12 protein-coding genes are annotated in these 14,552 nt (G+C 61.8%); all 12 read left to right on the top strand.

The window, feature by feature from the left end; translation table 11 throughout:
* Positions 1 to 183 precede the first annotated feature (183 nt).
* The 12 genes from FFM53_RS17660 to FFM53_RS17605 all read left to right on the top strand — a co-directional run bounded on the left by FFM53_RS17660 (position 184) and on the right by FFM53_RS17605 (position 14,488).
* Positions 184 to 522, top strand: coding sequence for a hypothetical protein (locus tag FFM53_RS17660; RefSeq protein WP_017961927.1), 339 nt, complete (start codon positions 184 to 186; stop codon positions 520 to 522).
* A gap of 139 nt (positions 523 to 661) precedes the next feature.
* On the top strand, positions 662 to 868 hold the full coding sequence (locus FFM53_RS17655; protein WP_012758797.1) for a hypothetical protein: 207 nt from the start codon (positions 662 to 664) through the stop codon (positions 866 to 868).
* A 157-nt stretch (positions 869 to 1,025) separates the two neighbouring features.
* Positions 1,026 to 1,832 carry a pseudouridine synthase gene (locus tag FFM53_RS17650; RefSeq protein WP_138391230.1) on the top strand — a complete coding sequence of 269 codons (807 nt, stop codon included), beginning with the start codon at positions 1,026 to 1,028 and terminating at the stop codon, positions 1,830 to 1,832.
* Between the two features lie 14 nt (positions 1,833 to 1,846).
* A complete protein-coding gene (locus tag FFM53_RS17645) occupies positions 1,847 to 2,533 on the top strand; it encodes a phosphoribosyltransferase (RefSeq protein WP_138391232.1) in 687 nt (228 codons plus the stop codon).
* Positions 2,534 to 2,636: 103 nt separating this feature from the next.
* On the top strand, positions 2,637 to 4,382 hold the full coding sequence (locus tag FFM53_RS17640) for an SLC13 family permease (protein WP_138391229.1): 1,746 nt from the start codon (positions 2,637 to 2,639) through the stop codon (positions 4,380 to 4,382).
* A gap of 84 nt (positions 4,383 to 4,466) precedes the next feature.
* Complete coding sequence (locus tag FFM53_RS17635; protein ID WP_138335032.1) at positions 4,467 to 5,411, top strand: phosphoribosylaminoimidazolesuccinocarboxamide synthase; 945 nt, start codon at positions 4,467 to 4,469, stop codon at positions 5,409 to 5,411.
* Positions 5,412 to 5,519: 108 nt separating this feature from the next.
* Positions 5,520 to 6,122: a TetR/AcrR family transcriptional regulator gene (locus FFM53_RS17630; protein ID WP_011653308.1), complete on the top strand. Its 603-nt coding sequence runs from the start codon at positions 5,520 to 5,522 to the stop codon at positions 6,120 to 6,122.
* A gap of 169 nt (positions 6,123 to 6,291) precedes the next feature.
* Positions 6,292 to 7,503, top strand: coding sequence for an efflux RND transporter periplasmic adaptor subunit (locus FFM53_RS17625; protein WP_138391228.1), 1,212 nt, complete (start codon positions 6,292 to 6,294; stop codon positions 7,501 to 7,503).
* A gap of 48 nt (positions 7,504 to 7,551) precedes the next feature.
* Positions 7,552 to 10,662: an efflux RND transporter permease subunit gene (locus tag FFM53_RS17620; RefSeq protein WP_138391227.1), complete on the top strand. Its 3,111-nt coding sequence runs from the start codon at positions 7,552 to 7,554 to the stop codon at positions 10,660 to 10,662.
* A 150-nt stretch (positions 10,663 to 10,812) separates the two neighbouring features.
* Complete coding sequence (locus FFM53_RS17615; RefSeq protein ID WP_138391226.1) at positions 10,813 to 12,246, top strand: efflux transporter outer membrane subunit; 1,434 nt, start codon at positions 10,813 to 10,815, stop codon at positions 12,244 to 12,246.
* 174 nt (positions 12,247 to 12,420) lie between these two features.
* On the top strand, positions 12,421 to 13,464 hold the full coding sequence (locus tag FFM53_RS17610; RefSeq protein ID WP_138335028.1) for a LacI family DNA-binding transcriptional regulator: 1,044 nt from the start codon (positions 12,421 to 12,423) through the stop codon (positions 13,462 to 13,464).
* A 1-nt stretch (position 13,465) separates the two neighbouring features.
* The gene (locus tag FFM53_RS17605; RefSeq protein WP_138391225.1) at positions 13,466 to 14,488 is read left to right on the top strand and encodes an ABC transporter substrate-binding protein; all 1,023 of its coding nucleotides are present in this window, start codon (positions 13,466 to 13,468) and stop codon (positions 14,486 to 14,488) included.
* Positions 14,489 to 14,552 lie beyond the last annotated feature (64 nt).

Raw genomic sequence — 14,552 nt, 5'->3', positions numbered from 1 at the left:
ACGTCGTTCTCAACGATCGAAAGATAGCGAGAAAACAGGATCTTGCGCGAAATTATGGTTAACGGAGGATTAAAGCGCCTCCGACCGGCGAGCTTTAAATTTCCGTCACAAATCAGCGGCTGAGATTTCGGAACCTATCACCGAGTTGGGTGTTGTCTTTCCCATTGAAGGAAGGAGACCGACATGGCTGCCAATACCGATGATATCAGAGCATCCGTCAGCAAGGACATCGCCGCACTCCAACAGGAAGTCTCGCGCCTGCAGAAGATGATTTCCGCTCAGGGCGCTGAAGCCTATTACGAAGTGCGTGGCCGCGCCGGCAAGGTTTATGACGAAGCCCTGCCCCGGGCAAAGAACGCCGTCGCCCAGATCCGGGCCGAAGGTGTGGCTGCTGCCGACGCCGCCCGCGAGCATCCGACCGCAACGACCACTGCCCTGGTGCTTGCAGGCGCCATTGGCTTTCTTGCCGGATACCTGCTTTCCGGCAGTTCGCAGCCGCAGCCTCGCCATTGGTGGCGCTGAACACGCCATATCCACCCATAAACCAGTTTTTGCGCACCCGCCGATCCGTTTTTCGGCAGGGTGCGTAAATGCTTATGTCTTAGAAAAACCAATTTTTAATGCCAGCTATGGGAACATAAAAAACGAAGGGAGGACTACCATGGAAAACAAGAGGGCCAACTGCATTATTGAAGTCAGCGTCGACAGCGCCGATGGCCGCTATGCGGTCGGTATCATGAATATGCGCCAGGCACTCGATCTGCCGGAAATGCCTAGTCTGTCCTACACACATCCGGACCCGGTCAAGGCCGCCGCCGGCATCGTCGTCAGCCGCAAGGAACTGGCCGGTTTCATGGTCTGCCGCTGAGGCAGCACCACCCTAACAAAGCCGTGACGGCGCTTTATCCAAAGCGCTGACCCCTTGTTGCAGCGCCTTTATTCCCCTCGTTTTTTATTCACGTTGCTGGCATCCTTCTGCCGTTCATGCCAAGAAAACGGCATCGAAAGCAGGATAAGGATGGCAAATGAGGGAGCGGCGCCCCCCGCACAAGACGCGTGAACGAACAAAGCCCGGAGATACCGCCGCGGCCAAGCGGGTCACCCTTCCCCGTGCCCTTTCCAAACTCGGTTATTGCTCCCGCACGCAGGCCGAACGTCTGATTGCCGAAAATCGTGTTGCGGTTGACGGCCGTACCGTCAGCGATACCTCCGCATGGGTCGATCTTGCCACGGCAAGGATCAGCATCGACGGCCTCGTCATCGCTGCCGAAGCGAAAATCTATCTGATGCTCAACAAGCCTCGCGGTCTCGTCACCACCCGCCACGATCCCGAAGGCAGGCCGACGGTCTATGATTGTCTCAGGGATTTCGACATCCCGCATCTCTCTCCGATCGGCCGGCTCGACAAGGCGAGCGAGGGCTTGCTGCTTTTCACCAACGACACCGAATTCGCCCAGATCCTGCTTAATCCGGTCACCCATGTAACAAAAACCTATCATGTCCAGATCGACCGCATCATGGACGACGAGGACATAGCCGCCATGACAGCAGGCATCCGCCACGACGGCGAAGTGCTGACGGCGACCGCCGCGCGGCGCCTGCGCCAGGGCGACAGGAATTCGTGGATCGAGGTCGAGCTCGACGAGGGCCGCAACCGCCAGATCCGCCGCATACTGGAGGCGCTCGGCACCGAATGCCTGCGTCTCGTGCGCGTTGCAATCGGCGGACTCGAACTCGGCGAACTGCCGAAAGGCACCGTGCGTGCGCTGACCGAACCCGAATTGCAGGCACTGCGCCGGAAAACCGGCATGGAGAGGACGAGACGCAATTGACTGCTGTGACGGAGATGGCGCCGCACGACTTCTGGCAGGAACTTCACCCGCCCGGCACCTTTGCCGGCGATGGGGAGTTCACCTCCTTTTACGTCGCCACGCTCGAAGACGGCCGCCAGCTTCGCCTGCCGATCCGTGAGCTGGCGGATGGCGACCGGGCCCTCGCCTCGCTGATCGTCAACCAGGCGAGCTTCGCCGTGCTCGATGCGCTCGCCGAAAGCCTCGCCGAGAAGATCAGGCCCATGCGCATCGATGTCGTCACCGGCCTGCCGACGCTCGGCCTGACGCTGGCCGCCGTCGTGGCGCAGAAGCTCGGCCATAGCCGCTACGTTCCGCTCGGCACCTCGCGCAAATTCTGGTATCGCGACGAGCTCTCCGTCGCCCTGTCTTCCATCACCACGCCGACACAGCAGAAACGTCTCTATATCGATCCGCGCATGCTGCCGCTGCTTCAGGGACAACGCGTCGCACTCATCGATGACGTCATTTCCAGCGGCGCCTCGATCGTCGCGGGTCTTCATCTGCTGACAGGCTGCGGCATCGAACCCGTCGTCATCGGTGCGGCCATGCTGCAATCGGAGCGCTGGCGCGAAAGCCTCGCAGCCGCCGGGCCGCAATGGAGCGCGCGCACCATCGGCGTCTTCGCAACCCCTATTCTGCAGCGGAACGCCAGAGGCCGGTGGCAGGCACCACCAGCCTGACGCGAGATATGAGGATTGTTCAATCTTTGCCTGAAGGCACCTCTGTACAGCGCATGAGGAACGATTACAGTCCCGCCTGATCGATGAAACAACGGATCTGCCCATGTCGTTCGAGCAAGCATCCCTGCTGATCCTTCTGCTGGCGATGCTCATTCTCTTCTCGCTCGATCGCATCCGCATCGAGGTGGTCTCGATCGCCGGCCTGCTTGGCGGTTATGCGCTCGGCCTTTATCCCGCCGAGCAGATCTTCACGGGCTTCGCCAGTCCCGTCGTCATCACCGTCGTCGAGATCCTGCTAATCGTCCAGGTGCTGGCGCGCGCCAGGCTCTTCGACAGTCTCGCCGCCCGTTTCGCGGCCGCAAGACCTTCGGGCTTCAAGGTCATCGCCGGTACTTCCGCGCTCGCCGGCTTCATGTCCATCTTCATGAACAATATCGGCGCCTTTGCGATCACCTTGCCGGTCGCGCTACGTCTCGGCACGGTCCTGACGATCCCCCGCCGCCAGCTCGTCATGCCGGTCTCGTTCGCCGCTCTGCTCGGCGGCCTCGTTTCACTGATCGGCACGCCGGCCAACCTGCTCGTCAGTGATGCGCTCGCCAAGGCGACCGGAGCCGGCTTCCACTTCTTCGATTTCGCCTATGTCGGCCTACCGGTCGCCATCACCGGAATTCTGCTCATCACCTTTCGCGTGCAGCGCCTGTTTCCGGAACCCGACGAAACACCGGCAACGATCTCCCCAACCGCGCGTCGCATCGTCGTTGAGCGTCGCATCCCTGACGTCTCGCCGCTGATCGGCGTGCGGCTTTCCGATTGCCCGGCAAGTTTCGGTATCAAGCCGCATGCGCTGATCCGCGGCGACAGTTTCGTCTTCGGTCCGCTCGACCAGTCGGTGATCGAACCCGGCGACGTGCTGCTTGCCGAAGGCGCCGATGCGGTCTTTGCCGGCCTTGCCGCCACGCAGGCGCTGATCGCCGATGCCCATCCGCATGGGCTGCAGCCGGATTTCACCCGTGTCGAAGCCGTCGTCATGCCGGAGAGCACGTTGGTCGGTTCGCGCGTCCGCTCGCTCGAAGTCTTCCACCGTCGCGGCATCGCGGTCACCGCCCTTTCCATGCGCGCGCCACGCATCGAGGGCCGCTTCCTCGACCTACAATTGTCGATCGGCGATATATTGACGCTGGAGGGGCCGCGCATTGCAATCGGCGAAGCGTTGGAGGAAAGCGAGTGCCTGCCGCTCGCCTCGACAGCACCGAGCGAACCGGCGCCGCTCCTATCCTGGCGGCCCTTCGCGCTCTTTGCCTGCGGCGTCGCCGCCTCGGCGGCCGGCCTGCGTCCCGACATCGCTTTTGCCGGCGTCGTGCTCGTGCTCGCTCTGCTCAATCACCTCAACATCCGTCAGGCGATGGCCGATCTCAACTGGCCGATCATCATCATGCTGGCGGCGATGATCCCGATCGGCCAGGCGGTGGCAAGCACCGGAGCGGCCGAAACCATTGCCGGCTGGCTCAGCCTCGTCGTGCCGATCACCCATCCGCTCTTCGGCATCGCCCTCATCCTCTTCCTCGCCATGGCATTGACGCCTTTTGTCAACAATGCGACGGTCGCAATCGTCCTGACCCCGATCGCACTGGAATTCGCAAGAGCCGGCAGGCATGCGCCGGACGCCTATCTGATCGCGGTCGCCGCCGGAGCGTCGCTCGATTTCCTGACGCCCTTCGGCCATCACAACAACACGCTGGCAATGGGCATCGGCGGCTACCGCTTCAGTGACTTCCTGCGCGTCGGCTGGCCGCTTGCCGTCACAAGTTACGGCCTCGCCCTGCTTCTTACCGGTCTGTTCTGGCTGTGATGCGATACCCGATCGGCTTGACTTCCCCAGCAATGAAACTAGAGCAGGAAGTCTTCACCCAATAACTAAGGACAGTCGAGCACCGTGCGAATTCTTTCCGAAGCCCATTTCCCGGAATTGCCGGCCTATTATCGCGGCAAGGTGCGCGAGAATTACGATCTTCCGGACGGACGCCGCATTATTATCAGCACCGACCGGCTGAGTGCTTTCGACCGCATCCTGACCTGCATCCCCTATAAGGGCGAGGTATTGACACAGACGGCGCGCTACTGGTTCGAGGCGACGAAGGACATCTGCCCGAACCACGTTCTCGACTATCCCGATGCGAATGTCGTCATCGGCAAGCGGCTCGACATCCTGCCAGTCGAGATCGTCGTGCGCGGTTATCTCGCCGGCACCACCGGCACCTCGATCCTGACGCTTTATAAGAAGGGCGAACGCGAGATGTACGGCATGCGTCTACCCGACGGCATGCGCGACAACCAGATCCTGCTGGAACCCGTCATCACGCCGACCAGCAAGGAATTCGACGGCGGCCACGATGAGCCGCTGACCCCGGCCGAAATCGTCACGCGCGGCCTTCTCACGAAGGAACAATGGCAGACGCTGTCGACATATGCGCTCGCCCTCTTTGCCCGTGGCCAGGAGATGGCGGCGAAAAACGGGCTGATCCTGGTCGACACCAAATACGAGTTCGGCACCGATGGTGACGGCAACATTATCCTCGCCGACGAGATCCACACGCCGGACAGCAGTCGCTACTGGCTTGCCGAAAGCTATCCGGCAAGCTTTGCCGCCGGAAAACGCCCAGAAAGTTTCGACAAGGATTTCGTCCGCGCCTGGGTGGCGGAACGCTGCGATCCCTATAAGGACGAGATCCCGGAAATCCCCGCCGAACTGATCGAGCAGACCTCGGCCGTCTATATCAAAGCCTACGAGGCGATCACCGGCGAGCGCTTCGTTCCTGACGATAGCGGCGAGACGCCACTTGCCCGTGTCCGAAACAACCTCGCTCCCTATTTCCCTTGAAATGGCGACAGACGAAAGCCGCCGGCCCGATCATCAGCTTGCGGCATTCCTTCCAATCGCGCTAGCATTGGCAAAAAGGGGTATCGGGCTCAGCCCGGCGGGGAACAAATGGTAAGAAGGCCAAGACGCAAGGCCGAGGAAACGCGGGAAGACATCCTTTCCATGGCGGAGATGCTGTTTCGCGAGCGCGGCTTCGTTGCGGTGTCGATCGCCGATATCGCCGGCGCGCTCCACATGTCGCCCGCCAATGTCTTCAAGCATTTCCGTTCCAAGGTGGCGCTCGTCGATGCGATCGCAGGACGTCATCTCGATGATGCCGCCGAGCGCTTCGCCGCCTTCGATGAGAAGCTGCCGCCAAAGGAACAACTGCTCCGCTTCATCCTGCGCCTGCTGGAAAGCCACCTGCAGGACATCCAGAAGAACCCTTATATCTTCGAAATGGTGCTTTCGACGATCGAGGCCAAACTCGAGGCCGGCAATCGCTATCGCGCCCGCATCGAGGCGAAGCTCGGCGAGATCATCCGTGAAGGCATGGCGGAGGGAAGTTATCATTGCCGCGATCCCGAGAGCGCGGCGCGTACCGTTGCAGACGTCCTCGCCTGCGTGCTGCACCCTGTCCTGATCGCTCGCGACGACAAGGAGACCCTTGTGCACCGCGCCGAAAAAATCGTGTGTTTCGTCGATGCCGCACTGCAAAATAGCGCTTGCTAAGTGATGATTGCTGAATTACGTCACTTCGTAAAGCTTTTCTTAAATTCGGATAACGGCATTTGAAGCCAACCCAATCCTGACGCCTATATAAGCCTGCGCTCGCTCAAGCCGAGCCCGCAGGCCCGAGCTCGTGGATTGAACGGCGATTGCCACCGCACAGGAATTCAGCATGATACGCCGTGCCCTCCTCATCTCCTCGGCCCTGGCATTCGCAGCCCTTCTCGCCGCCTGCAGCGACAGTGGCTCCAAGCCCGCCGGCAATGCGGGTGCAGCCGGGGCGCAGCAGGCTGCCCCCGTCGGCGTCATCGCGCTGACGAAGGGCAGCTTCCCGATCACCACGATCCTGCCCGGCCGCGCCGAGACATTTCAGACAGCCGATATCCGGCCTCAGGTCAGCGGCCTGATCCGCGAGGTCGCCTTTAAGGACGGCGGCGAGATCAAGAAGGGCGACCTTCTCTACCAGATCGAGGATGCACCCTATATCGCCGCCGTCGAGCAGGCCAAGGCGGCGATTTCCAAGGCGCAGGCGAGCGTGCCGAGCGCTGAAAGCAATCTCGACCGCTACCAGCGCCTCGTCGGCAGCGGCGCCACCCAGATCGAATTCGAAACGGCCAAGACGACGCTGCTCCAGGCCAAGGCCGAAGTCGAGTCGGCGAAGGCCTCACTGTCCGCTGCACAGATCGACCTCGACCACACCAGGATCGTCGCCCCTTTCGACGGCATCATCGACCAGACGGCCGTTAATGTCGGCAACGTTGTCTCTGCCAACCAGACGACGGCGCTGACGACGATCCGCCAGCTCGATCCGATCTACATCTCGCTGACGGAATCGAGCACCAACCTGCTGAAGCTGCGCGATGCGATGGCCGCCGGCGACATCAAGGGCGAAGCCAATGTCGTCTTCCACCTGATCCTCGAAAACGGCAAGGAATATAACCAGCAGGGCAAGCTCGACATGTCGAAACAGGTGGTCAGTGAGACCACAGGCACCTTCATCATTCGTGTGCTCTTTCCCAATCCCGACCGTATCGTACTGCCCGGCATGTATGTCCGCGCAACCGTCGAGCTCGGCGCCGAGGCCGGTTATGCGCTGCCGCAGCTGGCGACGAGCCGTGACGCCAACGGCCGGCTGACGGCACAGTTCGTTTCCGCCGACGGCAAGGTCGAAACCCGCGCCTTCGAGAACAGCTCGCCCTCCAACAATTCCTGGCTCGTGACCGAAGGCATCAAGGACGGCGATCAGCTGATCGTCAGCGGCCTGCAATCGATCACCTCAGGCATGCCGGTGAAGCCGGTCCCGATGAAGATCAACGACACCGGCGTGGTCGTGCCTGCCGAGCAGCCCGCGGCCGGTGACGCGCAGAAGCCCGCAGCGAAGTAATCGCCGCAGGCCCGCATCGTCACCGTCTCAGCCGCACAGGAACAACCGATGGCCAAGTTTTTCATCCGACGTCCGATTTTCGCTTGGGTCATTGCGATCACCATCATGCTCGCCGGCCTGCTGGCGATTTTCACGCTGTCGATCTCGCAATATCCCGACATCGCCCCGACGACGGTTCGCATCAACGCCACCTATCGCGGCGCCAGCGCCGAGACTGTCGAGAAATCGGTGACGACGATCATCGAGGACGGCATGACCGGCCTCGACGACCTCACCTACATGACCTCGACCTCATCGACGGGTTCGGCCAGCATCCAGCTCACCTTCGGGACGAGCGCCGACCCCGATATCGCCCAGGTGCAGGTGCAGAACAAGCTGCAGCTGGTTCAGTCGCAGCTTCCAAGCGACGTCATCGATGCCGGCATCAGCGTCACCCGCTCGACCTCGAGCATCCTTCTCGTCGGCTCGCTCGTTTCGACCGACGGTAAGCGCAACTCCGTCGACCTCGGCAATATCATGTCGACCTCGATCGAGGATCAGATTCAGCGCCTGGAAGGCGTCGGCAGCATCAATGTCTTCGGTTCAGGATACGCCATGCGCGTCTGGCTCGATCCGTTCAAGCTGCTGAAATACCAGTTGACGCCGAGCGACGTGACGTCAGCCATCCAGGCGCAGAACACCCAGGTCTCCGTCGGTTCGCTCGGTGCTCAGCCGACGATCCCCGGCCAGCAGATCAACGTCACCATCACCGCCCAAAGCCAGCTGACCACCGTCGCCGATTTCGAGCACATCATCCTGAAGGTCGAAAAGGACGGCGCGACGGTGCGTCTGAGCGACGTCTCGCGCATCGAGATCGGTCAGGAAAGCTACGGCGGCAGTTCGCGCTACAACGGCCAGCCGTCGACCGGTTTCGCCGTCAATCTTGCAATCGGCGCCAACGCCATCGATACCGCCGCCCGCGTGCGCTCCGCGCTCGAGGTCATCGGCCGCGGCCTGCCGGCAGGTGTCGAGATCACCTATCCCTACGACACCACGCCCTTCGTGGAACTGTCGATCGAGAAGGTCGTGCACACGCTGATCGAGGCGATCGTGCTCGTCTTCGTGGTGCTGCTCGTCTTCCTGCAGAATCTCCGCGCGACGCTGATCCCGACGATTGCCGTTCCCGTGGTGCTGCTCGGCACCTTCGGGGTGCTGGCGGTCACCGGCTACTCGATCAATACCTTGACGATGTTCGCCATGGTGCTGGCGATCGGTCTTCTTGTCGACGATGCCATCGTCGTCGTCGAAAACGTCGAACGCATCATGTCCGAAGAAAAGCTTTCGCCGCTCGAGGCGACGGAAAAATCGATGGGCGAGATCACCGGCGCCATCGTCGGCATCGCGCTCGTCCTCACCGCCGTCTTCATTCCGATGGCCTTCTTCGGCGGTTCGACCGGCATCATCTATCGCCAGTTCTCGATCACCATCGTCTCGGCCATGCTGCTGTCGGCGCTCGTCGCCCTCGTGCTGACGCCCGCACTTTGCGCCACGATGCTGAAGCCGGTCGGCGAACACAGGAAGCACCGCGTTGGCGACTGGTTCAACCGCAACTTCACGCGCTCGACCAACGGCTATATCACGACCATCGGCTATCTGCTGAAGCGGCCGATCCGCGTCATGCTGGCCTTCCTTCTGGTCGGCGCCGGCTGCGCCTATCTCTTCACTCGCTTGCCGAGCTCATTCCTGCCGCAGGAAGACCAGGGCGTGCTGCTGACCATCGTCACCACACCGCCGGGCTCGACCACGCAGCAGACCCAGGCAGTCGTCGAGAAGGTCGAGAAATACTATCGTGAAAACGAGAAGGACGCCGTCGATTCCGTATTCGGCGCGCTCGGCTTCGGCTTCAGCGGTTCCGGCCAGAACAGCGCCATCGTCTTCACCAAGCTCAAGGATTTCTCGCTACGCACCGATCCGACGCTGAGCGCTCAATCGGTCGTCAACCGGGCGCTTGGCAATTTCTTCGCGATCCGCGAGGCGCAGGTCTTCGCGCTGCTGCCACCGGCGATCCAGGGTCTCGGCGTGTCCAGCGGCTTCTCCATGTATCTCGTCGACACCGGCGGCCACGGCAACGACGCCCTGACGGCCGCCTCCAAGCGGCTGATCCAGATGGGCAATAGCTCGGGCAAGATCGTGGCGCTGCGCAGCAGCAACAAGGAAGTCGAGCCGCAGATGCGCATCGTGCTCGATCAGGAAAAGATCGGCGCCATGGGCGTCGACATCGCTTCGGTCAATTCGATGCTGTCGATCATCTTCACCGGCCGCGACGTCAACGACTTCACGCTGAACGGCGAGATCAAGCCGGTCTACGTCGAGGGCGATGCGCCCTTCCGCATGCAGCCGAGCGATCTCAACCACTGGTACGCCCGCAACAATGACGGCGAAATGGTGCCCTTCTCCGCCTTTACCCGCACGGAATGGGTGAAGGGCGCGCCCTCGCTTGCCCGCTTCAACGCCGTCAGCGCCATTCCGCTCGACGGAGCGTCCGCTCCCGGGGTTTCTTCCGGCGATGCGATGAAAGAAATGGAAGCACTGACCAATCAGCTCGGCGGCGGTTATACCGTCGCCTGGCAGGGCATCTCCTATCAGGAGCGGCTGTCCGGTTCGCAGGCGCCGATGCTCTACGCGATCTCGGTGCTGGTCGTCTTCCTCTGCCTGGCAGCGCTTTACGAAAGCTGGTCGATCCCCTTCTCGGTGATCATGGCGGTACCTGTCGGCATCCTCGGGGCGCTGACGGCGGCAACGGTCTTCGGCCAGGCGAACGACGTCTATTTCAAGGTCGGCTTGCTGACCACCATCGGGCTGGCGGCGAAGAACGCCATCCTGATCGTCGAATTCGCCAAGGACCGCATGGAAAGCGGCATGGGGCTCTACGAGGCGACATTGGAAGCCGCAAGATTGCGGCTGCGGCCGATCATCATGACCTCGCTTGCCTTCATTCTCGGCGTCGTGCCGCTGGCGATCGCGACAGGCGCGGGCTCGGCGGCACAGAATGCCATTGGTATCGGCGTTCTCGGCGGCATGCTGGCGGCTACAATGCTCGGAATTTTCTTCGTGCCGTCGTTTTTCGTCGTCATCCGACGCATCTTTGCCACACGCGGTAAAAATGCGGCAGGACTGTGATATAAATGCACTGTGATAATGCAGTTCCCGTTGCTACATTGCGCCCGACTGCTTCGGAATGGTGTTTTTGGTAGAACGAGGCGCGGCGGCCGATAGTGAAGCATGAAGCTTTGGACAAGAATTGACTTGCTCGAGTACAGGATGAAATGAATGGTATCTCTTCGTTTTGCCACACCGGCATTATTGTTATTGTTGTCGGGCTGCGTTGTGGGCCCGGATCATGTTCCTCCTGAGATGCCGCTGCCCGCCAAATTCGGAGAGGGTGGAACCAAGAGTGATGGCGATGTTACCACCGTGGCCTGGTGGAGCGCCTTCAGAGACCGCAAGCTGGACGGCCTCGTCCAGTCCGGCCTCGACCAGAACCTGTCAGTCCAGCAGGCGATCGAACGCATCAATGCGGCTTCCGCCAACGTCACCGTCGCAGGAGCCGGCGCCCTGCCCAACCTGACCGTCGGCGCCTCGCACACGGTCAGCGGCCAGAGGGGCGAGCTGCGCACGCAGTTCGACACGCGCAACACCAGCGGCGGCGAAGCACAGCTGACCTGGCTGCTCGATATTTTCGGCCTCTACAAGCGCAACACCGAGAGCGCTCTCGCTTCGCTCGATTCTGCTTACGCATCGGCAGACGTTGCCAAGCTGACCCTCGTGCAGGACCTCGTCTCCAGCTATATCGACGTTCGTTATTATCAGCAGCGCCTGGCGCTTTCGAAGGCCAACCTGAAGTCCCGTCAGGAAACCTACGAACTGACCAAGTTCCAGCTGGAAGCCGGCGCCGCCTCGCGTCTCGACGTCGTTCAGGCCGAAGGCCTGGTGCAGTCGACGCTCGCCGAAATTCCCGGCCTCGAAACCAACATCCGCATTTCGGCCCATCACATCGCCACGCTGCTCGGCCTGCCGGCCGCAACCCTTGTCGATGATCTGCTGAAGGGCTATGGCCAGCCGGTATTCCGCGGCGGCATCGCCTCCGGCATCCCGGCCGACCTGATCCGCAACCGTCCCGACATCCGTGTGGCGGAACGCGACCTCGCAGCTGCAACGGCACTGATCGGCGTCGCCCAGGCGCAGCTCTATCCGAGCATCTCGCTCAGCGGCTCGATCTCGCCGGCCTACATCAACCAGCGTGGCATCCACGGCGGCCTGACGCCCTGGTCCTTCGGCCCCACCCTCAACCTGCCGATCTTCGATGGCGGTACCCTGCGCGCCGGCGTCAAGACGGCGCAGTCCAATGCCGCAGCGGCCTATCTCAACTGGAAGTCGACGGTACTGACCGCGATCGAACAGGTCGAGAATGCACTTTCGGCCGTCCGCCGTGACGCCCGCACGGTCTCGGCACTTCAGGCTCAAGTGAAGACGACACAGGAAACGCTCGAACTTTCGACCGCATCCTACAAGGACGGTGCCTCTTCGCTGCTCGACGTTCTCGACGCCCAGCGCCAGGTTTCGCTCGCCCAGGCAAGCCTTGCCGCAGCCGTCCAGCAGATGGCCAAGGACTACGTGTCGCTGAATATCGCAATCGGCGGCGGTTTCGCCCCCGGCGGCAAGACCACCGCACCGGCGGCGAAGGTTGTGGCTGTCAAGGGCTGACAACTTCTTCAATCGATCTGAAAGTACAGAGCCTCGCGATCGTCTCGCGGGGCTTTTTCTTGTCCGCCGCGTGCCGTAACCGAATAATTGCGCATAATATGAATTCGGATTCGACAGGCGGGAAAAGCTGAGCTATCACTTTGATTAAACGATTAATCAGAATGATCGTCAATCATGCCAGCATCGCGCCCGGGACCGAACCTCAGCAGAATAGCGACGTCGCTCGGCGTCTCCGTCGCCACGGTCTCCAATGCGCTTTCCGGCAAGGGCCGGGTTTCCGGCCAACTGGTCGAAAGAATCCGTGAGCATGCAGCCGAGCTCGGTTACGTCCCGAGCCAGGCGGGGCGGGCGCTGCGGACCGGCCGCAGCGGCGTTCTCGGTCTGGTGCTGCCCGATATCGCCAATCCGCTGTTCCCGAAGATCGCGCAGGCGATCGAATTCGCTGCCTCCGCCGCAGGTTACGGCGTGCTGATCGCCGATTCTCGCGGTGATGTCGCCGCCCAGACCGAGGCGATCAACCGGCTGGTCGAGCGCGGCGTCGACGGCATGGTCGTCATTCCCCGCCGCGCCACCCGCATCTCGTCCGCCGCCTGTCCGGTCGCCGTCATCGACACTCCCTCGACGCCCGGCAACACCGTTGCCGCCGACCATTGGCAGGGCGGCCATGAAATCGCCGGCCATCTCGCAGGCCTCGGCCATCGCCACATCCTCATCATCGGCAACAATCAGGAATCCAACGTCCAGAACGACCGTGCCGGCGGCATCCGCTCCGGCATGCGCCGCGGCATGCATTCGGAAACGCTGTGGATCGACAGGCTGGAGAAGGAGAACGGCAGCGGCTGCCCGCTCGGCCTCGCCGAAAAAGTCAGGCAGGGTTTCACCGCCTTCGCGGCCCTGTCCGACCTGCAGGCGCTGCGGGCGCTGACGGAGTTGCAGCAGGCGGGCATCAACATTCCCACTGACGTCAGCGTCACCGGCTTCGACGACCTCATCTGGTCATCTGTTGTCACGCCGTCGCTGACGACGGTCCGGATGGACATGGATAGGATTGCCGAGATTGCCGTGTCGGCGCTGGTGGATACCATAAGAACAAGCAGCATCCGCGAGGGCGTACTCGTTACCGCGGAGATCGAACGCGTCGCCATGCAGCTGATCGTCCGCCAATCATCTGGGCCTGCGAACCCGGCACCAAAAACCTCAGAGATGGAGAACATGTAAGATGAAAAAAGCTCTTATTGCCTCGGCAGCCCTCGCCGCCCTTTCCCCGCTCACCGCAGCCGCAGCAGAACGGACGCTGACGATTTCCGTCTATGCCTTTGCGCAGGACGATTTCAAGACGCTGGTCTACGATCCCTTCGAAGCCAAATGCGGCTGCAAACTCGTGGTCGAAACCGGCAACAGCGTCGAGCGTCTGGCCAAAATGGAGGCGAACAAGGCCAACCCGGTCGTCGATCTCGCCGCCGTTTCCATGGCCGATGCGCTGGCCGCCTCGCGCGCCGGCCTGATCGACAAGATCGATACCGCGAAGCTCGCCGATTTCGCCAAGCTCTACGACGTCGCCAAGGATCCGAACGGTGACGGCATGAGCGTCGGTTACACCTTCTACGCCACCTCGATTGCTTATCGCTCCGATAAGATGAAGATCGACTCCTGGGCCGATCTGCTGAAGCCGGAATATGTCGGCCACGTCGCCTTTCCAAACGTGACCACCAACCAAGGGCCGCCGGCGCTCTATATGCTGGGCCTGGCGCTCGGCAAGGACACGCCGGATCTGAAGGGGCCGATCGAAGCGCTGGGCGAGAAGAAGGACGACATCGTCACCTTCTACGAAAAGTCCTCGCAGCTGGGGCAACTGATGCAGCAGGAGGAGATCTGGGCAGCGCCGATCGGTCGTTTCTCATGGGCCGGCTTCACCAAACTCGACGTCCCGGTCGCCTGGGCGACGCCGAAGGAGGGCCAGACCGGCGGCATGAACGTGCTGGTGCTGACCAAGGGCTCGAAGAACCAGGATCTCGCTTTGCAGTTCATGGACTTCTGGCTCTCGACCGAGATCCAGACCAAACTCGCCGAAAAGCTGATCGACAGCCCGGCAAACAGCGAAGTCAAGCTTTCCGAAGCCGCCGCCAACAACCTCACCTATGGCGAGGAAACGGCCAAGAGCCTCAAGCTGATCCCATCAGCCGTCGCCCTCGACAATCGCGCCGGCTGGCTGAAGACGTGGAACGAGAAGGTCGGCCAGTAAGGCCCGCGTGAAAATTGGCCCCGGCGCCTCTGCCGGGGCCTCCCTCCTGTCCGCTCGAAAGGCG

Source organism: Rhizobium indicum (genome assembly GCF_005862305.2).
GTDB lineage: Bacteria > Pseudomonadota > Alphaproteobacteria > Rhizobiales > Rhizobiaceae > Rhizobium > Rhizobium indicum.
Note: the sequence above shows the minus strand (reverse complement) of the source record. Positions and strands in the feature narration are given on the sequence as shown.